This window comes from Citrobacter werkmanii, from assembly GCF_008693645.1.
In the GTDB taxonomy this organism is placed as follows: domain Bacteria; phylum Pseudomonadota; class Gammaproteobacteria; order Enterobacterales; family Enterobacteriaceae; genus Citrobacter; species Citrobacter werkmanii.
This window is the reverse complement of sequence record NZ_CP044101.1, coordinates 3,468,163-3,492,287: the sequence shown is the minus strand read 5'-3', so window position 1 is coordinate 3,492,287 and position 24,125 is coordinate 3,468,163. Positions and strand designations below refer to the sequence as shown.

Annotated in this window: 21 protein-coding genes; 18 read left to right on the top strand and 3 right to left on the bottom strand. The window is 53.7% G+C overall.

What is annotated here, in order from left to right; translation table 11 throughout:
- The first annotated feature begins 513 nt into the window (after positions 1–513).
- The 13 genes from nuoA to nuoN all read left to right on the top strand — a co-directional run bounded on the left by nuoA (position 514) and on the right by nuoN (position 15,624).
- Positions 514–957, top strand: a complete 444-nt coding sequence (gene nuoA, locus FOB24_RS17540; RefSeq protein WP_003028077.1) for an NADH-quinone oxidoreductase subunit NuoA — start codon at positions 514–516, stop codon at positions 955–957.
- Positions 958–972: 15 nt separating this feature from the next.
- Positions 973–1,635: an NADH-quinone oxidoreductase subunit NuoB gene (nuoB, locus tag FOB24_RS17535; RefSeq protein ID WP_003028075.1), complete on the top strand. Its 663-nt coding sequence runs from the start codon at positions 973–975 to the stop codon at positions 1,633–1,635.
- 85 nt (positions 1,636–1,720) lie between these two features.
- Positions 1,721–3,523: an NADH-quinone oxidoreductase subunit C/D gene (nuoC, locus tag FOB24_RS17530; RefSeq protein WP_006683659.1), complete on the top strand. Its 1,803-nt coding sequence runs from the start codon at positions 1,721–1,723 to the stop codon at positions 3,521–3,523.
- Between the two features lie 2 nt (positions 3,524–3,525).
- Entirely contained in the window at positions 3,526–4,026 is a 501-nt protein-coding gene (nuoE, locus tag FOB24_RS17525; RefSeq protein WP_006683660.1) for an NADH-quinone oxidoreductase subunit NuoE, read from the top strand.
- The gene (gene nuoF / locus FOB24_RS17520) at positions 4,023–5,360 is read left to right on the top strand and encodes an NADH-quinone oxidoreductase subunit NuoF (protein WP_003839356.1); all 1,338 of its coding nucleotides are present in this window, start codon (positions 4,023–4,025) and stop codon (positions 5,358–5,360) included. The genes nuoE and nuoF overlap by 4 nt, the downstream gene beginning before the upstream one ends.
- An 81-nt stretch (positions 5,361–5,441) precedes the next feature.
- Positions 5,442–8,168 (top strand): NADH-quinone oxidoreductase subunit NuoG, encoded by a 2,727-nt coding sequence (nuoG, locus tag FOB24_RS17515; RefSeq protein WP_110498804.1) that lies wholly within the window; start codon positions 5,442–5,444, stop codon positions 8,166–8,168.
- Positions 8,165–9,142 (top strand): NADH-quinone oxidoreductase subunit NuoH, encoded by a 978-nt coding sequence (gene nuoH / locus FOB24_RS17510; protein ID WP_003028063.1) that lies wholly within the window; start codon positions 8,165–8,167, stop codon positions 9,140–9,142. The genes nuoG and nuoH overlap by 4 nt, the downstream gene beginning before the upstream one ends.
- Positions 9,143–9,156: 14 nt before the next feature.
- Positions 9,157–9,699: an NADH-quinone oxidoreductase subunit NuoI gene (gene nuoI / locus FOB24_RS17505; protein WP_003028062.1), complete on the top strand. Its 543-nt coding sequence runs from the start codon at positions 9,157–9,159 to the stop codon at positions 9,697–9,699.
- Between the two features lie 11 nt (positions 9,700–9,710).
- On the top strand, positions 9,711–10,265 hold the full coding sequence (gene nuoJ, locus FOB24_RS17500) for an NADH-quinone oxidoreductase subunit J (RefSeq protein ID WP_003028059.1): 555 nt from the start codon (positions 9,711–9,713) through the stop codon (positions 10,263–10,265).
- Positions 10,262–10,564 carry an NADH-quinone oxidoreductase subunit NuoK gene (gene nuoK / locus FOB24_RS17495; RefSeq protein ID WP_006683663.1) on the top strand — a complete coding sequence of 101 codons (303 nt, stop codon included), beginning with the start codon at positions 10,262–10,264 and terminating at the stop codon, positions 10,562–10,564. Before nuoJ ends, nuoK begins: the two co-directional genes overlap by 4 nt.
- Positions 10,561–12,402, top strand: coding sequence for an NADH-quinone oxidoreductase subunit L (gene nuoL / locus FOB24_RS17490; RefSeq protein ID WP_150345245.1), 1,842 nt, complete (start codon positions 10,561–10,563; stop codon positions 12,400–12,402). The genes nuoK and nuoL overlap by 4 nt, the downstream gene beginning before the upstream one ends.
- Positions 12,403–12,630: 228 nt before the next feature.
- Positions 12,631–14,160 (top strand): NADH-quinone oxidoreductase subunit M, encoded by a 1,530-nt coding sequence (gene nuoM, locus FOB24_RS17485; RefSeq protein WP_003027692.1) that lies wholly within the window; start codon positions 12,631–12,633, stop codon positions 14,158–14,160.
- A 6-nt stretch (positions 14,161–14,166) separates the two neighbouring features.
- Positions 14,167–15,624 carry an NADH-quinone oxidoreductase subunit NuoN gene (gene nuoN / locus FOB24_RS17480; protein WP_038642295.1) on the top strand — a complete coding sequence of 486 codons (1,458 nt, stop codon included), beginning with the start codon at positions 14,167–14,169 and terminating at the stop codon, positions 15,622–15,624.
- 56 nt (positions 15,625–15,680) lie between these two features.
- Here the strand turns inward: nuoN and FOB24_RS17475 are convergent, their stop codons facing one another.
- The 3 genes from FOB24_RS17475 to rbn all read right to left on the bottom strand — a co-directional run bounded on the left by FOB24_RS17475 (position 15,681) and on the right by rbn (position 19,297).
- Complete coding sequence (locus FOB24_RS17475; protein ID WP_150345244.1) at positions 15,681–17,117, bottom strand: hypothetical protein; 1,437 nt, start codon at positions 17,115–17,117, stop codon at positions 15,681–15,683.
- 193 nt (positions 17,118–17,310) lie between these two features.
- On the bottom strand, positions 17,311–18,315 hold the full coding sequence (locus tag FOB24_RS17470; RefSeq protein ID WP_038642291.1) for a chemotaxis protein: 1,005 nt from the start codon (positions 18,313–18,315) through the stop codon (positions 17,311–17,313).
- 64 nt (positions 18,316–18,379) lie between these two features.
- Complete coding sequence (gene rbn, locus FOB24_RS17465; protein ID WP_150345243.1) at positions 18,380–19,297, bottom strand: ribonuclease BN; 918 nt, start codon at positions 19,295–19,297, stop codon at positions 18,380–18,382.
- A 67-nt stretch (positions 19,298–19,364) separates the two neighbouring features.
- Between rbn and FOB24_RS17460 the strand changes: the two genes are divergently transcribed.
- The 5 genes from FOB24_RS17460 to menH all read left to right on the top strand — a co-directional run bounded on the left by FOB24_RS17460 (position 19,365) and on the right by menH (position 24,111).
- Positions 19,365–19,826, top strand: coding sequence for a GNAT family N-acetyltransferase (locus tag FOB24_RS17460; protein WP_038642287.1), 462 nt, complete (start codon positions 19,365–19,367; stop codon positions 19,824–19,826).
- Between the two features lie 63 nt (positions 19,827–19,889).
- Positions 19,890–20,195, top strand: a complete 306-nt coding sequence (gene elaB / locus FOB24_RS17455; protein ID WP_006683669.1) for a stress response protein ElaB — start codon at positions 19,890–19,892, stop codon at positions 20,193–20,195.
- Between the two features lie 104 nt (positions 20,196–20,299).
- Positions 20,300–21,598, top strand: coding sequence for an isochorismate synthase MenF (gene menF / locus FOB24_RS17450; RefSeq protein ID WP_150345242.1), 1,299 nt, complete (start codon positions 20,300–20,302; stop codon positions 21,596–21,598).
- Positions 21,599–21,685: 87 nt separating this feature from the next.
- Positions 21,686–23,356: a 2-succinyl-5-enolpyruvyl-6-hydroxy-3-cyclohexene-1-carboxylic-acid synthase gene (gene menD / locus FOB24_RS17445; protein WP_150345241.1), complete on the top strand. Its 1,671-nt coding sequence runs from the start codon at positions 21,686–21,688 to the stop codon at positions 23,354–23,356.
- The gene (menH, locus tag FOB24_RS17440; protein ID WP_150345240.1) at positions 23,353–24,111 is read left to right on the top strand and encodes a 2-succinyl-6-hydroxy-2,4-cyclohexadiene-1-carboxylate synthase; all 759 of its coding nucleotides are present in this window, start codon (positions 23,353–23,355) and stop codon (positions 24,109–24,111) included. The genes menD and menH overlap by 4 nt, the downstream gene beginning before the upstream one ends.
- Positions 24,112–24,125: the final 14 nt, after the last annotated feature.

Sequence of the window (24,125 nt, the reverse complement as noted above, 5' to 3'; positions counted from 1 at the left end):
ACTAAAACTTAACAAAATCAGCGGGTAAAAAAACAGCCAGCAAATAGGGTGAAAAATAATCAGCAGAAGTGTTAATTGTTTCCATGTTAAAAAACTAGAGAAATTGTTGCTGTTTTTTATGGTGAATTAACAAAAGCGTGTCACAGATCAAGAAAATACTCCCATTTAGGGGGAGGCATTAGTGTGAATTCCTGTCAAAATAGACGAGTATTATCTTTTTTACTTCACTACGGACACGATTCAACAACATTAAAAAAGACCGATGATGCAACCGAAATGGGTGTAAACAGCACTTTATGTTAATGAGGTTGGAGTAGTGTAAAATAATGTGAGGAAACTTTTGTTAAAGTTGACAAAAGGTTATAGAAAGGAGTAAAAAACCCCATCAATTGGCTGTATAAAATGGTTTTCTACAGTGATTGTAAGGTTTTTTTTATTCCTCCCCATGAATCGATGTGGCGTTCATCTGCCGAAAAGAGCAGAGAATTTGGCGCTACTTTTGATGAGTAAGCAATGAGTATGTCAACATCCACTGAAATCATCGCTCATCACTGGGCATTCGCTATCTTTCTTATTGTCGCCATTGGCCTGTGCTGCCTGATGCTCGTCGGCGGCTGGTTTTTAGGTGGTCGCGCGCGCGCGAGATCTAAAAACGTGCCGTTTGAATCAGGTATCGACTCGGTCGGCACCGCCCGCTTGCGCCTGTCTGCCAAGTTTTATCTGGTAGCCATGTTCTTCGTTATCTTCGACGTTGAAGCGCTGTATCTGTTCGCATGGTCAACATCTATCCGTGAAAGCGGTTGGATTGGCTTTGTGGAAGCTGCAATTTTTATTTTTGTGTTACTGGCTGGTCTGGTTTATCTGGTGCGTATTGGCGCGCTGGACTGGACGCCCGCGCGTTCACGCCGCGAGCGTATGAACCCGGAAACGAACAGTATCGCTAATCGTCAACGCTAACCGCGAGGCATTAAGATGGATTATACGCTCACCCGCATAGATCCTAACGGTGAGAACGACCGTTACCCCCTGCAAAAACAGGAGATCGTAACCGACCCCCTGGAGCAAGAAGTTAATAAAAACGTGTTCATGGGCAAGCTCCATGACATGGTTAACTGGGGCCGTAAAAACTCAATTTGGCCATATAACTTTGGCCTTTCCTGCTGCTACGTTGAGATGGTGACCTCGTTTACCGCTGTGCATGATGTGGCCCGTTTTGGTGCGGAAGTACTGCGTGCATCGCCGCGTCAGGCTGACCTGATGGTCGTGGCTGGAACCTGCTTTACCAAAATGGCACCGGTTATTCAGCGCCTCTACGATCAGATGCTGGAACCAAAATGGGTTATTTCCATGGGCGCATGCGCCAACTCCGGCGGTATGTACGACATCTATTCTGTGGTGCAGGGCGTTGATAAATTTATTCCGGTCGATGTGTACATCCCGGGATGCCCGCCGCGTCCAGAAGCGTATATGCAGGCTCTGATGCTGCTGCAGGATTCCATTGGCAAAGAACGCCGTCCGCTCTCCTGGGTGGTTGGCGATCAGGGCGTTTATCGCGCCAATATGCAGTCAGAACGCGAGCGTAAACGCGGTGAACGTATTGCTGTAACGAATCTTCGTACACCAGACGAGATTTAATTTGCGCCTGTCGGCAGCCGCACTTCCTTCGCTTATCACTACATAAATAGCGCGAAGCACTGCCGACTACCACGGACCATTTACAATGGTGAACAATATGACCGACTTAACCGCGCAAGATGCTGTATGGCAAACACGGGATCACCTTGATGACCCGGTCATTGGCGAACTGCGCAACCGTTTTGGGCCGGATGCCTTTACCGTTCAGGCGACTCGCACCGGGGTACCCGTTGTTTGGGTCAAGCGTGAACAATTACTGGAAGTTGGCGATTTCTTAAAGAGACTGCCGAAACCTTACGTCATGCTGTTTGACTTACATGGCATGGACGAACGTCTGCGTACGCACCGCGAAGGGTTACCTGCCGCGGATTTTTCCGTTTTCTATCACCTGATTTCTATTGAACGCAATCGCGATATCATGCTCAAGGTGGCGTTGTCTGAAAACGATCTGCGTGTACCGACTTTTACCAAACTGTTCCCCAACGCCAACTGGTATGAGCGTGAAACCTGGGAAATGTTTGGTATCGATATCGAAGGCCACCCGCATCTGACGCGTCTGCTGATGCCGCATACCTGGCAAGGCCACCCGCTGCGTAAAGATTACCCGGCGCGTGCGACCGAATTCGATCCGTTTGAGCTGACCAAAGCCAAACAGGATCTGGAAATGGAAGCGCTAACCTTCAAACCCGAAGACTGGGGCATGAAGCGTGGTACCGAAAACGAGGACTTCATGTTCCTCAACCTCGGCCCTAACCACCCGTCTTCTCACGGCGCGTTCCGTATTGTGCTGCAGCTTGATGGCGAAGAAATCGTCGACTGCGTGCCTGACATCGGCTACCACCACCGTGGCGCTGAAAAGATGGGTGAACGTCAGTCCTGGCACAGCTACATTCCGTACACCGACCGTATCGAATACCTCGGCGGCTGCGTCAACGAAATGCCTTACGTACTGGCGGTTGAGAAACTGGCGGGCATCACCACGCCGGATCGCGTCAACGTGATTCGCGTTATGTTGTCTGAACTGTTCCGTATCAACAGCCACCTGCTGTACATCTCCACGTTCATTCAGGACGTCGGCGCGATGACGCCGGTTTTCTTCGCCTTTACCGATCGTCAGAAAATTTATGACGTGGTGGAAGCGATCACCGGTTACCGTATGCACCCGGCCTGGTTCCGTATCGGCGGTGTCGCACACGATCTGCCGCGCGGTTGGGACAAGCTGCTGCGTGACTTCCTCGACTGGATGCCAAAACGTCTGGATTCCTACGAGAAAGCTGCACTACGTAACACCATCCTGAAAGGTCGTTCCCAGGGCGTTGCCGCCTATGGCAAGAAAGAAGCGCTGGACTGGGGTTGTACCGGTGCTGCGCTGCGTGCGACCGGTATTGATTTCGACGTGCGTAAAGCCCGTCCATACTCTGGCTACGAAAACTTTGACTTTGAAGTTCCGGTTGGCGGCGGCGTGTCTGACTGCTATACCCGCGTAATGCTGAAAGTTGAAGAGCTGCGCCAGAGTCTGCGCATCCTTGAGCAGTGCCTCAACAACATGCCGGAAGGCCCGTTCAAAGCGGATCACCCGCTGACTACGCCGCCGCCGAAAGAGCGCACGCTGCAACATATCGAAACCCTGATCACCCACTTCCTGCAGGTTTCGTGGGGACCGGTTATGCCGGCAAACGAGTCCTTCCAGATGGTGGAAGCGACCAAGGGTATCAACAGTTACTACCTGACCAGCGATGGCAGCACCATGAGTTACCGTACTCGTATCCGTACCCCGAGCTATGCGCACCTGCAGCAGATCCCGGTAGCGGTACGCGGCAGCCTGGTGTCTGACCTTATCGTCCATCTGGGTAGTATTGATTTTGTTATGTCAGATGTGGACCGCTAATTATGCACGAGAATCAACAACCACAAACCGAGGCTTTTGAGCTGAGTGCGGCTGAGCGTGAAGCGATTGAGCACGAGAAGCACCACTACGAAGACCCGCGTGCGGCGTCCATTGAAGCGCTGAAAATCGTTCAGAAGCAGCGTGGCTGGGTGCCGGACGGGGCGATCTATGCGATCGCGGATGTGCTGGGTATCCCGGCAAGCGACGTAGAAGGTGTTGCCACGTTCTATAGCCAGATCTTTCGCCAGCCGGTAGGTCGCCACGTGATCCGCTATTGCGATAGCGTGGTGTGCCATATCAATGGTTATCAGGGGATCCAGGCTGCGCTTGAGAAAAAACTCAACATCAAGCCGGGGCAGACGACCTTTGATGGTCGCTTTACGCTGCTGCCGACCTGCTGCCTGGGGAACTGTGATAAAGGGCCGAACATGATGATCGATGACGACACTCATGCTCACCTGACCCCGGAAGGCATTCCTGAACTGCTGGAGCGGTATAAATGAAAGATATTATCCGTACTCCCGAAACACATCCGCTGACCTGGCGTCTGCGTGATGACAAACAACCAGTCTGGCTGGACGAATACCGTAGCAAAAACGGTTACGAAGGTGCGCGTAAGGCCCTGACCGGCCTGTCACCGGACGAAATCGTCAATCAGGTAAAAGACGCTGGCCTGAAAGGGCGCGGCGGCGCGGGCTTTTCCACCGGTCTGAAGTGGAGCCTGATGCCGAAAGACGAATCCATGAATATCCGTTACCTGCTGTGTAACGCCGATGAAATGGAACCGGGCACCTATAAAGACCGCCTGCTGATGGAACAACTGCCGCACCTGCTGGTGGAAGGCATGCTGATTTCCGCGTTTGCGCTGAAAGCGTACCGTGGTTACATCTTCCTGCGCGGTGAATATATCGAGGCGGCTGTGCATCTGCGCCGCGCGATTGCCGAAGCAACCGAAGCCGGTCTGCTTGGCAAAAACATCATGGGCACCGGTTTCGACTTCGAACTGTTTGTCCATACCGGGGCAGGGCGTTACATCTGCGGTGAAGAAACCGCGCTGATCAACTCCCTCGAAGGTCGTCGCGCTAACCCGCGTTCCAAGCCGCCGTTCCCGGCAAGCTCTGGCGCATGGGGTAAGCCGACCTGCGTTAACAACGTCGAAACCCTGTGTAACGTACCGGCCATCCTCGCCAATGGCGTGGAGTGGTATCAGAACATCTCGAAGAGCAAAGATGCGGGCACCAAGCTGATGGGCTTCTCCGGTCGTGTGAAGAACCCTGGCCTGTGGGAACTGCCGTTTGGCACCACCGCGCGTGAGATCCTCGAAGACTACGCGGGCGGTATGCGTGATGGCCTGAAATTCAAGGCCTGGCAGCCGGGCGGCGCGGGAACCGACTTCCTGACCGAGGCGCATCTTGACCTGCCGATGGAGTTCGAAAGCATCGGTAAAGCAGGCAGCCGTCTGGGTACTGCGCTGGCAATGGCCGTTGACCACGAGATTGGCATGGTACCGCTGGTGCGTAACCTCGAAGAGTTCTTCGCCCGCGAGTCCTGCGGCTGGTGTACGCCGTGCCGTGACGGTCTGCCGTGGAGCGTAAAAATTCTGCGTGCGCTGGAGCGTGGCGAAGGCCAGCCTGGGGATATCGAGACACTTGAGCAACTGTGTCGTTTCCTCGGCCCGGGTAAAACCTTCTGTGCACACGCACCGGGCGCGGTGGAGCCGCTGCAGAGCGCCATTAAATATTTCCGCGAAGAATTCGAAGCTGGCATCAAGCAGACCTTCAGCAATACCCACGCTATTGGTGGTATTCAGCCGAACCTGCTGAAAGAGCGCTGGTAATTGCAGGTTACCCCCTGCATCGCGATAAGTAATTCGATTAACGCTTAGTCCCTGACTAAGCCAACTGGAAGCATGCTGACTATGGCTACGATTCATGTAGACGGCAAAGAATATGAGGTCAACGGAGCGGACAACCTGCTGGAAGCTTGTCTGTCTCTCGGCCTTGATATTCCGTACTTTTGCTGGCACCCGGCGCTGGGCAGCGTCGGTGCTTGCCGCCAGTGTGCGGTGAAGCAATATCAAAACGCGGAAGATACGCGTGGTCGCCTGGTGATGTCTTGTATGACACCGGCCACCGAAGGCACCTTTATTTCTATTGATGACGAAGAAGCGAAACAGTTCCGCGAAAGCGTTGTTGAGTGGTTGATGACCAACCACCCGCACGACTGTCCGGTCTGCGAAGAGGGCGGTAACTGCCACCTGCAGGATATGACCGTCATGACTGGTCATAGCTTCCGTCGCTATCGCTTCACGAAGCGTACGCACCGCAACCAGGATCTGGGGCCGTTCATCTCTCACGAAATGAACCGTTGTATCGCCTGCTATCGCTGCGTACGTTACTACAAAGATTACGCCGATGGCGCGGATCTGGGCGTGTATGGCGCGCATGACAACGTCTACTTCGGTCGCCCGGAAGACGGTACGCTGGAAAGCGAATTCTCCGGTAACCTGGTCGAGATTTGCCCGACCGGCGTATTCACCGATAAAACGCACTCCGAGCGCTACAACCGTAAGTGGGACATGCAGTTTGCGCCGAGCATCTGCCAGCAGTGTTCCATTGGCTGTAACACCAGCCCGGGCGAGCGCTACGGTGAATTGCGTCGTATCGAAAACCGCTACAACGGTACCGTTAACCACTACTTCCTCTGCGACCGTGGTCGTTTTGGCTATGGTTACGTGAACCTGAAAGACCGTCCGCGTCAGCCGGTACAGCGTCGTGGCGATGATCTGATCACGCTCAACGCCGAACAGGCGATGCAGGGCGCGGCAGATATTCTGCGCCAGTCGAAGAAAGTGATTGGTATCGGCTCCCCGCGTGCCAGCGTTGAAAGCAACTTCGCGCTGCGTGAACTGGTCGGCGCGGATAACTTCTATACCGGTATCGCCCAGGGTGAGCAGGAACGTCTGCAGCTGGCGCTGAGCGTGCTGCGTGACGGCGGTATTCACACTCCGGCGCTGCGTGAAATCGAGTCTTACGATGCGGTTCTGGTGCTGGGCGAAGACGTCACCCAGACCGGCGCGCGCGTTGCGCTGGCGGTGCGTCAGGCGGTGAAAGGTAAAGCACGCGAAATGGCGGCGGCGCAGAAAGTGGCCGACTGGCAGATTGCGGCAATCCTTAACATCGGACAGCGCGCTAAGCACCCGCTGTTTGTGACTAACGTCGATAATACTCGTCTGGATGATATCGCTGCATGGACCTACCGTGCGCCGGTTGAAGATCAGGCGCGTTTAGGTTTCGCTATCGCCCACGCGCTGGATAACAACGCCCCGGCGGTTGACGGTATCGATCGTGACCTGCAGAACAAAATTGACGTGATCGTTCAGGCATTAGCCGGAGCGAAGAAACCACTGATTATTTCCGGCACCAACGCCGGTAGCGCCGAAGTAATTCAGGCTGCTGCCAACGTGGCGAAGGCGCTGAAAGGTCGTGGCGCTGACGTCGGCATTACCATGATTGCGCGCTCTGTTAACAGCATGGGCCTGGGTATGATTGGCGGTGGTTCTCTTGACGATGCGCTGACCGAGCTGGAAACAGGTCGTGCTGACGCCGTTGTGGTGCTGGAAAATGACCTGCATCGCCATGCTTCAGCAACGCGTGTTAATGCCGCGCTGGCGAAAGCGCCGCTGGTACTGGTTGTTGACCATCAGCGTACAGCAATTATGGAAAACGCCCATCTGGTGCTTTCCGCCGCGAGCTTTGCCGAAAGCGATGGGACGGTGATTAACAACGAAGGCCGCGCGCAGCGCTTCTTCCAGGTCTATGATCCTTCCTACTACGACAGCAACACCGTGATGCTGGAAAGCTGGCGCTGGCTGCACTCGCTGCACAGCACCGTGCAGAGCCGTGAAGTGGACTGGACGCAGCTCGACCATGTTATCGACGCGGTTGTTGAGAAGCTGCCGCAATTGGCTGGGATCAAAGATGCCGCGCCGGATGCAAGCTTCCGTATCCGTGGACAGAAACTGGCGCGTGAGCCGCACCGCTACAGCGGTCGTACCGCGATGCGGGCTAACATCAGCGTCCATGAACCTCGTCAGCCGCAGGATAAAGACACCATGTTCGCCTTCTCGATGGAAGGGAACAACCAGCCGTCTGCGCCGCGTTCACAAATTCCGTTTGCCTGGGCTCCGGGCTGGAACTCCCCACAGGCGTGGAACAAGTTCCAGGATGAAGTGGGCGGTAAACTGCGTCATGGCGATCCGGGCGTGCGTCTGATTGAAGCCTCTGCGGGCGGTATGGATTACTTCACTACCGTTCCGGCGAGCTTCGAAGCTCAGGATGGTCAGTGGCGTATCGCGCCGTACTACCATCTGTTTGGTAGCGACGAATTGTCCCAGCGTGCGCCGGTCTTCCAGACCCGTATGCCGCAGCCGTACATCAAACTTAACCCGGCAGACGCCGCGAAGTTGGGTGTTAATGCTGGTACCCGTGTTTCTTTCAGCTACGATGGCAATACGGTCACGCTGCCGGTTGAAATCGCTGAAGGATTAACGGCAGGGCAGGTTGGTTTACCGATGGGTATGCCTGGCATCGCGCCGGTTCTGGCAGGCGCGCGTCTTGAGGATCTGCAGGAGGCACAGCAATGAGTTGGATTACACCCGATCTGATTGAGATCCTGCTGAGCATTCTCAAAGCGGTGGTGATTCTGCTGGTGGTGGTCACCTGCGGGGCATTCATGAGCTTTGGCGAACGTCGTCTGCTGGGTCTGTTCCAGAACCGTTACGGGCCGAACCGTGTTGGCTGGGGCGGTTCGCTCCAGCTGGTTGCGGACATGATCAAGATGTTCTTTAAAGAAGACTGGATCCCGAAATTTTCGGATCGCGTCATCTTTACCCTGGCGCCGATGATCGCCTTTACCTCGCTGCTGCTGGCTTTCGCCATCGTGCCGGTGAGCCCAAACTGGGTCGTTGCTGACCTGAACATCGGCATCCTGTTCTTCCTGATGATGGCAGGTCTCGCGGTATACGCGGTACTGTTCGCTGGTTGGTCGAGCAACAACAAATACTCGCTGCTGGGGGCGATGCGTGCTTCTGCGCAGACGCTGAGCTACGAAGTGTTCCTCGGACTGTCCCTGATGGGCGTGGTGGCGCAAGCCGGTTCATTCAACATGACCGACATCGTCAATAACCAGGCTGATATCTGGAACGTTATTCCGCAGTTCTTTGGTTTTGTCACCTTTGCCATCGCGGGCGTGGCGGTATGTCACCGTCACCCGTTTGACCAGCCAGAAGCCGAACAGGAACTGGCCGACGGTTACCACATTGAATATTCCGGTATGAAATTCGGTCTGTTCTTCGTGGGCGAGTACATCGGTATCGTCACCATTTCTGCACTGATGGTTACCCTGTTCTTCGGTGGCTGGCATGGCCCGTTCTTACCGCCATTCGTCTGGTTCGCGCTGAAAACCGCGTTCTTCATGATGATGTTCATTTTGATTCGTGCGTCGTTACCGCGTCCTCGTTATGACCAGGTAATGTCCTTCGGCTGGAAAGTCTGTCTGCCGCTGACGCTCGTCAACTTGTTGGTAACGGCGGCTGTCATTCTGTGGCAGGCGCAATAAGGGACACAAAGACCATGACCTTAAAAGAATTGTTCGTAGGTTTCGGCACCCAGGTACGCAGTATCTGGATGATCGGCCTGCATGCGTTCGCGAAACGCGAAACGCAGATGTACCCGGAAGAGCCGGTCTATCTCCCGCCCCGTTTTCGTGGTCGTATCGTTTTGACCCGCGACCCGGACGGTGAAGAGCGCTGCGTTGCCTGTAACCTGTGCGCGGTAGCATGTCCGGTAGGCTGTATCTCTCTGCAAAAAGCAGAGACCAAAGACGGCCGCTGGTATCCGGAGTTTTTCCGCATTAACTTCTCACGCTGCATTTTCTGCGGTCTGTGCGAAGAAGCCTGTCCGACAACGGCTATTCAGCTGACTCCAGATTTCGAGCTGGGTGAGTACAAGCGCCAGGACCTGGTTTACGAGAAAGAGGATCTGCTGATCTCCGGTCCGGGCAAATACCCGGAATATAACTTCTACCGGATGGCAGGTATGGCAATCGACGGCAAAGATAAGGGCGAAGCAGAGAACGAAGCCAAGCCTATCGACGTCAAGAGCCTGTTACCGTAAGGAGAGGGGCAATGGAGTTCGCTTTTTATATCTGTGGCCTGATAGCCATTCTCGCAACCTTGCGGGTGATCACCCATACCAATCCGGTACACGCACTGCTGTATCTGATTATTTCGCTGCTGGCGATTTCCGGGGTGTTCTTCTCGTTAGGCGCTTACTTCGCCGGTGCGCTGGAAATTATCGTCTACGCGGGCGCCATCATGGTGCTGTTCGTGTTCGTGGTAATGATGCTCAACCTCGGTGGTTCTGAAATTGAACAGGAACGCCAATGGCTGAAACCGCAGGTGTGGATTGGTCCGGCGATTCTGTCGGCCATCATGCTGGTGGTGATTGTGTACGCCATTCTGGGCGTTAACGATCAGGGCATCGACGGTACGCCAATTAGTGCGAAAGCGGTCGGTATTTCCCTGTTCGGACCGTATGTACTGGCGGTCGAACTGGCTTCGATGCTGCTGCTGGCGGGCCTGGTTGTGGCCTTCCACGTGGGTCGCGAAGAGCGTTCAGGTGAAGTACTGAGCAATCGCACCGATGACCGTGCGAAAAGAAAAACGGAGGAGCACGCATGATCCCCTTACAACATGGACTGATCCTCGCGGCTGTCTTATTCGTGCTGGGCTTAACCGGTCTGGTTATCCGCCGCAATCTGCTGTTTATGCTGATTGGGCTGGAGATCATGATTAACGCCTCCGCGCTGGCCTTTGTGGTCGCTGGAAGCTACTGGGGCCAGACCGATGGTCAGGTGATGTACATTCTCGCCATCAGCCTCGCGGCTGCGGAAGCGAGCATTGGACTTGCGCTGTTGCTGCAACTTCATCGCCGTCGCCAGAACCTGAACATCGATTCAGTAAGTGAGATGCGTGGATGAACATGCTTGCCTTAACCATTATTCTGCCATTTATTGGCTTCGTATTACTGGCATTCTCTCGCGGTCGTTGGTCAGAAAATCTGTCCGCTACCGTGGGCGTTGGCTCTATTGGCCTGGCTGCGCTGGTGACGGCGTTTGTTGGCGTTGACTTCTTTGCTAATGGTCAACAAGCCTACAGTCAGCCGCTGTGGACGTGGATGTCTGTCGGTGACTTCAACATCGGCTTTAACCTGGTGCTGGATGGTCTGTCGCTGACTATGCTCAGCGTGGTGACCGGCGTCGGTTTCCTGATCCACATGTTCGCCTCCTGGTATATGCGTGGAGAAGAGGGCTACTCTCGTTTCTTCGCTTACACCAACCTGTTTATCGCCAGCATGGTGGTTCTGGTACTGGCGGATAACCTGCTGCTGATGTATCTCGGTTGGGAAGGCGTGGGCCTGTGTTCCTATCTGCTGATCGGTTTCTACTACAGCGATCCGAAGAATGGCGCTGCGGCAATGAAAGCCTTCGTGGTGACCCGTGTCGGTGACGTGTTCCTCGCCTTCGCGCTGTTCATCCTCTACAACGAGCTGGGCACGCTGAACTTCCGCGAAATGGTTGAACTGGCGCCTGCGCACTTTGCCGACGGCAACAACATGCTGATGTGGGCGACCCTGATGCTGCTGGGTGGTGCGGTAGGTAAATCCGCACAGCTGCCGTTGCAGACCTGGCTTGCTGACGCGATGGCCGGCCCGACGCCTGTCTCCGCGCTGATCCACGCCGCGACGATGGTTACCGCTGGTGTCTACCTGATTGCACGTACCCATGGTCTGTTCCTGATGACCCCGGAAATCCTGCATCTGGTGGGGATTATCGGTGCGATCACGCTGGTGCTGGCAGGTTTTGCCGCGCTGGTACAGACCGACATCAAACGCGTTCTCGCTTACTCCACCATGAGCCAGATTGGCTACATGTTCCTGGCGCTCGGCGTTCAGGCATGGGATGCGGCGATTTTCCACTTGATGACTCACGCCTTCTTTAAAGCGCTGCTGTTCCTGGCGTCCGGCTCGGTTATCCTGGCCTGTCATCACGAACAGAACATCTTCAAGATGGGCGGCCTGCGTAAATCTATTCCGCTGGTGTATCTCTGCTTCCTGATTGGTGGCGCGGCGCTGTCGGCTCTGCCGCTGATTACCGCGGGCTTCTTCAGTAAGGATGAGATTCTGGCCGGTGCGATGGCGAACGGTCATATCAATCTGATGGTTGCAGGACTGGTCGGTGCGTTTATGACCTCGCTGTACACCTTCCGAATGATTTTCATCGTATTCCACGGTAAAGAACAAATTCACGCTCACGCCGGGAAGGGGATTACCCATCATCTGCCGCTGATTGTGCTGATGATCCTGTCCACCTTTGTTGGCGCGCTGATCGTACCGCCGCTGCAGGGAGTACTGCCTGCAACGACCGAACTTGAGCATGGTCGCGTCATGACGCTGGAAATTACCTCTGGTATCGTCGCGATTGCGGGCATCCTGATCGCAGCATGGCTGTGGCTGGGTAAACGTACGCTTGTGACGTCGATTGCCAACAGTGCGCCAGGCCGTCTGCTGGGTACCTGGTGGTATAACGCCTGGGGCTTTGACTGGCTGTACGACAAAGTATTCGTTAAGCCGTTCCTGGGCATTGCCTGGCTGCTGAAACGCGACCCGCTGAACTCAATGATGAACATTCCGGCTGTCCTTTCCCGCTTTGCAGGTAAAGGCCTGCTGTTAAGCGAGAACGGTTATCTGCGCTGGTATGTGGCATCGATGAGCATTGGCGCCGTCGTTGTGCTGGCACTGTTGATGGTACTGCGTTGAGTTTGAGGGTTGGTATTGTGCCCGACACAACAAACCCAAAGAGAATTTTTAAAATTCGTTGAAAATCAGGTCCAAAAGGACAGGCGTTATCGGCGAAGTCAGAGTGGACACCGCCTGCGCACAGCAACCGGAGTGTACTGAAGTACGTGAGGGTTGCGAGCACAGCCGGGGTTCGCTATGACGAGTGAGATAGCCTGAACGGGACTTAAACAAGGAACAAAGATCACCATGTTATTACCTTGGTTGATATTAATCCCTTTCATCGGTGGCTTCCTGTGCTGGCAGACCGAACGCTTTGGCGTGAAGGTGCCGCGCTGGATCGCGCTGATTACCATGGGACTGACGCTGGCGCTTGGCCTGCAACTGTGGTTGCAGGGCGGCTATTCACTGACGCAATCTGCGGGTATTCCGCAGTGGCAGTCTGAGTTTGTCCTGCCGTGGATCCCACGTTTTGGCATCTCTATCCATTTAGCAATCGACGGCTTGTCGCTGCTGATGGTAGTGCTGACCGGCCTGCTCGGCGTTCTGGCGGTCCTTTGCTCCTGGAATGAAATCGAAAAATACCAGGGCTTCTTCCACCTGAACCTGATGTGGATCTTAGGCGGCGTGATCGGCGTGTTCCTGGCCATCGACATGTTCCTGTTCTTCTTCTTCTGGGAAATGATGCTGGTGCCGATGTACTTCCTGATCGCGCTGTGGGGGCATAAAGCCTCTGACGGGAAAACGCGTATCACGGCGGCGACCAAGTTCTTCATTTATACCCAGGCGAGTGGTCTGGTGATGTTGATTGCCATCCTGGCGCTGGTGTTTGTGCACTACAAAGCGACCGGCGTGTGGACCTTCAACTATGAAGAGCTGCTGAATACCCCGATGTCTCATGGCGTGGAATACCTGCTGATGCTGGGCTTCTTCATCGCCTTTGCGGTGAAAATGCCAGTGGTTCCGCTGCATGGCTGGTTGCCGGACGCGCACTCCCAGGCTCCGACCGCAGGTTCCGTTGACCTGGCGGGGATCTTGCTGAAAACCGCAGCCTACGGTCTGCTGCGTTTCTCTCTGCCGCTGTTCCCGAACGCGTCGGCGGAGTTTGCGCCTATCGCCATGTGGCTTGGCGTAATTGGTATCTTCTACGGCGCGTGGATGGCCTTTAATCAGTACGACATCAAACGTCTGATTGCCTATACCTCCGTATCCCACATGGGCTTCGTGCTGATTGCTATCTACACCGGCAGCCAACTGGCCTACCAGGGCGCGGTAATTCAGATGATTGCGCACGGTCTGTCCGCAGCCGGTCTGTTCATCCTGTGTGGTCAGCTGTACGAACGTCTGCACACGCGTGACATGCGCATGATGGGTGGTCTGTGGGGCAAAATGAAATGGTTGCCTGCGCTGTCCATGTTCTTCGCAGTCTGTACGCTGGGTATGCCGGGTACAGGTAACTTCGTTGGCGAATTTATGATTCTGTTCGGCAGCTACCAGGTGGTTCCGGTTATTACCGTGATCTCGACCTTTGGTCTGGTGTTTGCCTCTGTATACTCGCTGGCGATGCTCCATCGCGCTTACTTTGGTAAGGCGAAGAGCCAGATTGCCAGTGTAGAACTGCCAGGGATGTCGCTGCGTGAGCTGTTTATCATCCTGTTGCTGGTCGTGCTTCTGGTACTGCTTGGCTTCTATCCGCAGCCGATTCTGGATACCTCGCATTCTGCGATGAGCAACATCCAGCAGTGGTTTGTTAATTCCGTTACTACTACAAGGCCGTAAATCGCCATGACAATAACTCCACAACACCTGATTGCGCTGCTACCGCTGCTGATCGTCGGCTTGACGGTGGTGGTTGTGATGCTCTCCATTGCGTGGCGACGCAATCACTTCCTCAATGCCACGCTGTCGGTCATTGGGCTTAACGCCGCGTTGGTTTCGCTCTGGTTTGTTGGCCAGGCGGGCGCCATGGACGTCACCCCGCTGATGCGGGTTGACGGTTTCGCCATGCTCTATACCGGGCTGGTGCTGCTGGCGAGTCTTGCCACCTGTACCTTTGCTTACCCGTGGCTGGAAGGTTACGACGACAACCGGGAAGAGTTCTACCTGCTGGTGCTGATTGCTGCACTCGGCGGTATTCTGCTGGCAAATGCTAACCATCTGGCGGCGCTGTTCCTCGGTATCGAACTGATTTCTCTGCCGCTGTTTGGTCTGGTTGGCTACGCGTTCCGTCAGAAACGTTCGCTGGAAGCCAGTATCAAATACACCATTCTGTCTGCCGCAGCGTCTTCCTTCCTGCTGTTCGGTATGGCGCTGGTGTACGCGCAGTCTGGCAACCTGTCGTTTGTTGCGCTCGGTAAGAGCCTTGGCGACGGCATGCTGCACGAACCGCTGCTGCTGGCGGGCTTCGGTCTGATGATTGTTGGCCTCGGCTTTAAACTCTCGCTGGTTCCGTTCCACCTGTGGACGCCAGACGTATACCAGGGCGCTCCGGCTCCGGTTTCCACCTTCCTGGCGACGGCGAGCAAAATCGCTATCTTCGGCGTAGTGATGCGTCTGTTCCTGTATGCGCCGGTTGGCGACAGCGAAGCGGTACGTACCGTGCTGGGCGTGATCGCCTTTGCTTCCATCATCTTCGGTAACCTGATGGCGCTGAGCCAGACCAACATCAAGCGTCTGCTCGGTTACTCCTCCATCTCTCACCTCGGCTATCTGCTGGTGGCGTTGATTGCCCTGCAGAGCGGCGAGATGTCGATGGAAGCGGTTGGCGTTTACCTGGCCGGTTACCTGTTCAGCAGCCTCGGCGCGTTCGGTGTGGTCAGCCTGATGTCCAGCCCGTACCGTGGCCCGGATGCCGATTCTCTGTTCTCCTACCGTGGTCTGTTCTGGCATCGCCCGATCCTCGCGGCAGTGATGACGGTAATGATGCTGTCTCTGGCGGGTATCCCGATGACGCTGGGCTTTATCGGTAAGTTCTACGTGCTGGCGGTCGGTGTGCAGGCTAACCTGTGGTGGCTGGTTGCTGCCGTGGTGGTCGGTTCCGCGATTGGTTTGTACTACTACCTGCGTGTTGCCGTGAGCTTGTACCTGAGCGCGCCGCAACAGCTGAACCGCGATGCGCCGTCTAACTGGCAGTACAGCGCGGGCGGGATCGTGGTGCTGATTTCTGCTCTGTTGGTGCTGGTGCTGGGTATCTGGCCGCAACCGCTGATCAGCATTGTGCAGTTAGCGGCACCGCTGATGTAATACATCATGCTGTAAACAAAAAAGAGTCTGGGCAATGTCCAGACTCTTTTTTTTATCTATATTGTGATGCCATAGGCCTGAAGTTTCTGTATAAATTTAATCGCACCCTTAAAGTTTAAGTGGTCGCCATCCTGAAAGTCGTGACGAGTAAAGTCCGGGTCACCACTCATATCGATAAGTACAATATTTTCCTTATTTAATGTGATTTGTTGGTAAAATGAAAAAGCCTCATTGACCATTTCTTTATTAATGTTTTCTATATATTTCTGTGGCTGAGGGGGAAATACTATATATATAGCGTATTTATTCTTCTCAGCATTATGGACCATTTTCTCAATATTACGAGAATTCGAACTCAATGATTCCTTATGACGAAAAAGTTTGGAATGATTGCTGCCGCGCTGTATGCTGAGTTTGTCCATTTCTTCTTCGCACATTGAACTTTCATTTCTTTGCTCATCAATTAACATATGAAAGTCAAAGTTGAGATATTTATGGTTAACAATGTCTGTTATTGCGGCTATCAACTTTGCTTCGGATATAAATAAACTTAACAGGTTTTTTTCAATGCTACTGCTAATTGACGCTGGTTGATATATCTCATCATGATTGCTGGTGAAAATTTCTTCATCATATTGAATGTATGGGATATTATTTTTTTTGGCGAAAAATTTAAGCTCCTTAAATACACCACTGTTAAAGGTGCCTTTACTTCTGGCCAATTCATGGTGTAAATCAAAAAAACTCGTGATATGAATATGGTTTTTTAACTTGCCACTCTGAGACAGATGTTCAGTGATAGCCAGGGCAAAGGCAGTATCACCACTTTTAACGGACATATTGGCTGTACAGGTAGTCAATTGCGTTGGTACACCCCACCAGGCATATGACGACCCGGTAACGACATTATCAATAATCTGTGTATTATATTTTTTGTATTCATGTTCCAGATACATGGCATATGTTTTGTTAGTCCCACAAGTCACACGTAGAGGACTATAGTAGATGTAAGAGAAGATATTCGCGCAGTCGAATTTTCTTCTTAAAATATGGCTTCCTTCATCATCATAGATGAGAATTTTAGTTGCATTATCGGGTGACGGATGATTGATGGACTGGATACAGTGTTCAACGTCTGCGGTGATGTCCAGATGTACAAGTTGTGACTGAAAACAATCCGCGATAATGGTACTAAAACTGAGATAATGACTATGGGTGCCATAAAAGAAAATCTTATATTGCGCGGAGCGCAGGAGCGTCATCCAGTATTCTGAAATTATAGGAAGAATAATGTCTACGTCTTTTTCAGTGATATCTCTTGTCGTGAGCGGTATGAGGTTATTGATTAAGGTGACAGATTGTTCATTCTCCTCTATATGTTGCTGGCCTGCGATTAAAGTATTCTTGATATTGTCGATGTCTAAATTAAGTTTGTATTTGGCCAGGGATTTTGCATGTTTTTGGAGATCTTTTATGAAACGGTGTTTATCCACGTCATTGCCTGCTTAGAAATGTGAAAATCATGTAGGATAATTGTTGAGGCTATTTTTTGACTCAACGGCTGATATCTAAAAGCGGCAATTTTTAATGATAATTAAAGGGAGGGTACGGTAAGGAGATTATTTTGTGGGGGAACGACTCCCTTACTCGTTGGAGAACCGCAGAGTAAGGGGGGCTGGTTGGGCGTCAGGCTGAAAGCTGACGGCTCACCAGTGGACCGCTAATGTCTTTCGCTGCGCGCTCCATGACTTCCTGAATCACAGAAGAGAGCTCATTGACCTCAAATTTTGCCACATAACCATCAGCTTTAACCCGGCGAACGTGATCTTCATTGGCGCTACCGGAAAGCGAGGAGTGGATAACGACCGGGATTTTCTTCAGGCGTTCGTCGGTCTTGATCTTCCGGGTAAGCGTAAAACCGTCCATCTCCGGCATTTCCAGGTCGGTGAGCACCAGGGCTATCTTCTCAGTGATTGGCTTGCCTTCCGCCTGCGCTTCTGCGGAAAGCTGCTGGATTTTTTCCCACGCATCCTTACCTGTCACATGCATCTGATGCGGGATTTCCATGGCGTTAAGCCCTTTCTCCAGCATTGCGCGCGCGACTTTCGAATCTTCTGCCACAATCGCCACCGCACCCGGCGTGATGTTGAATTTACTGGTTTTCAGGTCAGTCGCGCGTAAATCGTGATTGGACGGTACGATGTCGTAAAGAATTTGTTCAACATCGAGTACCAGCGCCAGGTTGTTGGTCTCTTTGTCGTCATCCAGGCAGGCGATACTGGTGATGTAGCGACCGTTGACGGCTTTCTCGGCGGTATGTACCTGTTGCCAGTCCAGACGCATAATGTTTTCCACTGACTCCACCGCAAACGCCTGTACGCTGCGGGCGTATTCCGTAATGAGCAGGATGTTGAGCCCGGTCTCTGGTTTACAGCCCGCCACCGCCGGCAGGTCAATCACCGGGATCACTTGATCGCGAATGTTCACCATACCTAACAGTGGAGCTTTCATTCCCGCCGGACGCGTAAACGTCGGCATCGGCACGATTTCACGCAGTTTGAATACGTTGATGCCAAACAGCTCTGATTTCTGCTCCTCGATGGATTTGCCGAGGCGAAACAGCAGCAGTTCAAAACGGTTAGACAGGGTTAGATTGGTCCTGTCATCAATATCTTTCTGGAAATTGTTCATCCTGTCCTCAGTGTGAAAGCCAGCCTTTTCTCTGTTATCGGCACTGAGGCGAAAAAATAGAGCGTTAAACGGTGAAAATGGCGAAATCGTGAGCCAGTTCTGTTGCCGGGAATAGCGTTCTGCACTCTTCGAGTAATCGCTGACAGCCTTTTTCATCGTAGCGTGAGCTAACGTGGGTCATGATCAAGCGTCCGACACCCGCTTTAAGCGCCAGTTGCGCGGCTTGTCGGGTTGAACTGTGTCCACGGCTATTGGCCTTCTCCTCCATTGACGCGTCCAGTGTAGTTTCATGCACCATCACATCCACGCCATTTGCCAGTTCGAAGGCACTTGCGCAAGGGCTTGTATCGCCGAAAATCGCCACGGATTTTCCCCTGGTGGCCGGGGCAAGAAAGTCGGCACCGTTAATTACGCGACCATCTTCCATGACGATGGTTTTCCCGGCTTTCAGCTCCTGGAACCACGGACCGGATTTAACACCAGCCGCCTTCAGCGCACTGGCGTTTAGCGCACCTGGTTTGTCGTGTTCTTCAATGCGAAAACCATAGCATTCCAGCGGATGTTCCAGTGGATATGCCGTTACCTTACGCAGGCCGTCATCGACGATTTCACCCGCGGTGATTTCCACAATATCCAGAGGATAGTCAGTCCATGAACCGCTCAGACGCAAAGCGGTTTCGGTAAATTCCCGTAATCCTTTTGGGCCGTAAAGCGTCAGTGGCTTGACGTTCCCGGCCATCGAACGACTGCACAGCAATCCAGGTAAACCAAACAGGTGGTCGCCATGCAGGTGGCTGATAAAAATACGGTCGAGTTTTCCCGGATTGAACGGTGTGGCGAGCATTTGATGCTGTGTTCCTTCGCCACAATCGAAAAGCCACAGCCCCGGCTGAGTCGGGTGTTGCAGATTGAGTAAAATTGCCGTTACATTGCGTGAGCGGGTAGGAACTCCCGCTGACGTGCCTAAAAATAGTAATTCCATCTTTGCGTTACACTTTTCGCCATCGCTAAGGCAGGGTGTTCAGGTTATCACAACAAAGGGGCAGACAATGATTCACTGGCAAGATCTCCACCATGCAAAGCTGAGTACACAAGAACTGTATGCCATTCTTCAGCTTCGCTGCGCGGTGTTTGTTGTTGAACAACAGTGTCCATATCAGGATGTAGATGGCGACGATCTGGTTGGCGAAAATCGGCACATTCTGGGCTGGCACAATGATGAGCTGGTGGCGTATGCGAGGATTCTGAAAAGCGATGACGATCTGGAGCCGGTGGTCATTGGCCGGGTGATAGTCAGCGAAGCGCTACGCGGCGCAAAACTGGGGCAACAGTTGATGACCCAGACGCTGGCGTCCTGTGCGCAACACTGGCCGCACAAGGCGCTGTATCTGGGCGCGCAGGCGCATCTGCAACCGTTTTATGCGCGCTTTGGTTTTATGCCGGTGACGGATATTTATGACGAAGACGGGATTCCACACATCGGAATGGCGCGAGAGGCACATCAGGCTTAAACAGGCGCAAACGGTCCAGGTTGTCTATAGTTAGCGGATACGTCAATAGAAAGGGAGAATACAATGTCTTTTCAATCTTATGAATCACGTATCGATGATGATCTGGAACTCTTGAGCGAAACGCTGGAAGAGGTGTTGCGTTCTTCCGGCGATCCGGCCGATCAAAAATATCTTGAGTTAAAAGCGCGGGCGGAGCGGGCGTTAGAAGAGGTGAGAAATCGCGTCAGCCATGCTTCTGACAATTATTATTTCCGCGCGAAAAAGGCCGTTTGCCGGGCGGATGACTATGTGCATGAAAAACCCTGGCGCGGAATTGGCGTTGGCGCCACGGTCGGTTTAGTGATGGGATTATTGTTAGCGCGGCGATAAATTCCGCTCCGTCATCGCATTTGTTCGTACTCCCTAACTCGGGGTACTGCTTTTTCTGTTCAGTACCCCGTATAATGAGAGGTTTTTAACAGGGAGAGGTCCGCGTGCAATCAATCACTACTGCGCTGGAAGGTCTGATGCGTCATTTGTCGCAAGAGATACCGGCAGCACCTGGAATTCGTATTTACGACATACCTTTCCCTCTGAACGATGCGTTTGACGCTTTAGGATGGCTGGCTAGTCAACCCGTCTGGCCCCAGTTTTACTGGCAGCAGCGTAACGGCGACGAAGAAGCCGCTGTGCTGGGGGCTGTCGCCACGTTTTCCTCGCTGGCATCCGCTCAGCAGTTTTTACGACAGCATGACAATCAACCTGACCTGCGTATCTGGGGCCTCAATGCGTTCGAGCCCCGGCACGGCAATTTGTTGTTACCGCGACTGGAATGGCGACGCTGCGCCGGGGTGGCGAGCTTACGGTTACACCTTTACAGCGATGTTTCGCTGCGTGAAGACGCCGTACGCGCGGTTGAATTTATTTCCACGCTGGCCAATGTTAAACCATTGCCCGCGCTGCGTTTGAGTTTGACGGGAGAACAGCACTGGCCTGATAAAGCCGGTTGGATAGATCTGATAAAGCTTGCCACGCACACCATTAATGGGGACGAACTCGACAAAGTTGTGCTGGCGCGAGCGACAGATTTACAGTTTTCACAGTCGGTGAATGCCGCTGCGGTGATGGCTTCCAGCCGTCGCCTGAACCTTAACTGCTACCATTTCTTTATGGCATTCTCTGCCGACTCCGCTTTTCTTGGCTCTTCCCCTGAACGTTTGTATCGGCGGCGCGACACGGCGCTGCGCACCGAAGCGCTGGCCGGAACCGTTGCCAATCACGCCGAGGATCATCGCGCCTGGCAGTTAGGCGACTGGTTGATGAAAGATGATAAAAACCAGCGCGAGAATATGCTGGTGGTCGAGGATATTTGCCAGCGGCTGCAAGGCTGTACGCAAACCCTTGATGTGCTCCCCCCGCAGGTGCTCAGACTGCGCAAGGTGCAGCATCTACGCCGTTGTATCTGGACGGAACTGAATCAGGCCGACGATACGCTCTGCCTGATGCAACTCCAGCCTACGGCGGCAGTTGCAGGCATTCCGCGTGAGCTGGCGCGCGAATTCATCCGGCAAAATGAACCCTTTGAGCGCGAGTGGTATGCCGGTTCTGCGGGTTATCTTTCTCTGCGCCAAAGTGAATTCTGCGTGTCATTACGTTCGGCGAAAATTAACGCCAACGTGGTCCGCCTGTATGCCGGCGCGGGGATCGTGCGTGGTTCAGATCCTGAGCAAGAATGGCAAGAAATAGACAATAAAGCGGCAGGGTTACGTACCTTATTACAGATGGAAGGATAGTGATTTCGTGTATATTTCCGATTCATATCAAAAATCCATTTATTCGATTCTCTATACTGTGTCGCAATATTGATACCGGACAATCTCATGTCAGTAAGCGCATTTAACCGACGCTGGGCGGCGGTCATACTGGAAGCACTCACTCGCCACGGCGTCAGGCATATCTGCATTGCCCCTGGCTCTCGTTCTACACCGTTGACGCTGGCAGCAGCGGAAAATCCTGCTTTTATCCACCATACCCATTTTGATGAGCGTGGTCTTGGGCATCTGGCTTTAGGTCTGGCAAAAGTGAGTCGCCAGCCTGTCGCCGTGATTGTCACGTCCGGTACGGCGGTGGCGAACCTGTATCCCGCATTGATTGAAGCGGGCCTGACCGGTGAAAAACTGATTTTACTTACGGCTGACCGGCCGCCAGAACTTATCGACTGTGGCGCTAATCAGGCGATTCGTCAGGTCGGCATGTTTGCTTCTCATCCGTCGCAAACGCTCTCTTTACCGCGCCCGACGCAGGACATTCCGGCGAGCTGGCTGGTGTCCACCATTGATAATGCCCTGGCCGCGCTGCATAGCGGGGCGGTTCATATTAATTGCCCCTTTGCGGAACCGCTGTATGGCGACATGGACGAAACGGGGATTGCCTGGCAGCAACGCCTCGGCGACTGGTGGCAGGACGACAAGCCCTGGCTACGTGAAGCGCGTCGGCTGGAAAGCGACAAACAACGTGACTGGTTTTTCTGGCGACAAAAGCGCGGCGTAGTCATCGCGGGTCGTATGAGTGCGGAAGAGGGCAAGAAAGTTGCGCAATGGGCGCAGATGCTCGGTTGGCCGCTGATTGGCGATGTCTTGTCGCAAACCGGACAACCCCTGCCATGTGCTGACCTGTGGTTGGGGAATGCGAAGGCGGTGACTGAGTTACAGCAGGCGCAGATAGTGGTGCAGCTTGGCAGTAGCCTGACCGGAAAACGACTCCTGCAATGGCAGGCCAGCTGCGATCCGCAGGAATACTGGATTGTCGATAATATCGAAGGTCGCCTCGATCCGGCGCATCATCGTGGGCGCAGGCTGGTGGCGAAGGTGGGTGACTGGCTGGATCTACACCCGGCGGAAAAACGCCAACCCTGGTGCGTGGAAATCCCGCGCCTGGCGCAACTGGCATGGCAGGCGGTGGAAGCCCGTCGCGACGTGTTTGGTGAAGCGCAATTAGCCCATCGTATTCACGAGTATCTGCCCGAACAAGGACAACTGTTCGTGGGTAACAGTCTGGTCGTGCGCCTGATTGATGCGCTGTCGCAGCTTCCGGCTGGTTTTCCAGTTTATAGCAACCGCGGCGCGAGCGGCATTGACGGTCTGCTGTCAACGGCGGCGGGCGTACAGCGCGCCAGCGCAAAATCAACGTTGGCTATCGTCGGTGATTTATCTGCACTGTATGACCTCAATGCGCTGGCGTTATTGCGTCAGGTTTCCGCGCCGTTTGTCCTGATAGTGGTCAATAATAACGGTGGGCAGATATTTTCCCTGCTGCCGACGCCGGCAAGTGAACGTGAACGGTTCTATCTGATGCCGCAGAACGTGCACTTTGAGCATGCCGCGGCCATGTTTAACCTCAAATATCAGCGCCCAGAAAACTGGGAGCAACTGGAGAGCGCGTTGACAAATGCCTGGCGTACTCCTGCGGCAACGGTTATTGAGCTGGTGGTGAACGAAACTGACGGGGCGCAAACCCTGCAGCAACTGCTGGCGCAGGTAAGCCATCTATGATCCTGCACGCCCAGGCGACCGTTAGCCAGAGTGGATCACCCTGGCTGGTTTTCCTGCACGGGTTCTCCGGCGACTGTCGGGAATGGCAGACGGTCGGCGAAGCGTTTCAGGATTATTCGCGGCTGTATATCGACCTGCCGGGACACGGCGGTTCCGCCGACATCAAGGTGAGCGGGTTCAATGATGTTTGTGCGTTATTGCGTAGCACCTTGCTTAGTTACAACATACTTAGCTACTGGCTGGTGGGCTACTCTCTTGGCGGCAGAGTCGCGATGATGGCGGCCTGTCAGGAGATGCCCGGACTTTGCGGTCTGGTCGTTGAAGGTGGACATCCTGGTTTGCAAAGCGAGGAGGCGCGCGTTCAACGTCGCCTTTCAGATGGCCGCTGGGCCGCGCGTTTTCGCGCTGAACCGCTGCGTGAGGTATTTAATGACTGGTATCAACAGCCGGTATTTTCCTCGCTGAATGCGGCGCAAAGAGAGACGCTGGTCGATCTGCGTAGCCAAAATAATGGGCATACGCTGGCGGCGATGCTGGAGGCCACCTCGCTTGCCGTACAACCTGATTTACGTGCGCGACTCACTGCGCGCACATTTCCGTTTTATTATTTATGTGGTGAACGTGACGATAAATTCCGCGCGCTGGCGACGGAAATGTTAGTACCAAACCATGTGATTCGTAATGCCGGACACAACGCGCATCGGGACAACCCCGCTGGCGTGGTGGACTGTCTGGCTCAGATTCTGCGTCGCTGACTATAGGACATTTT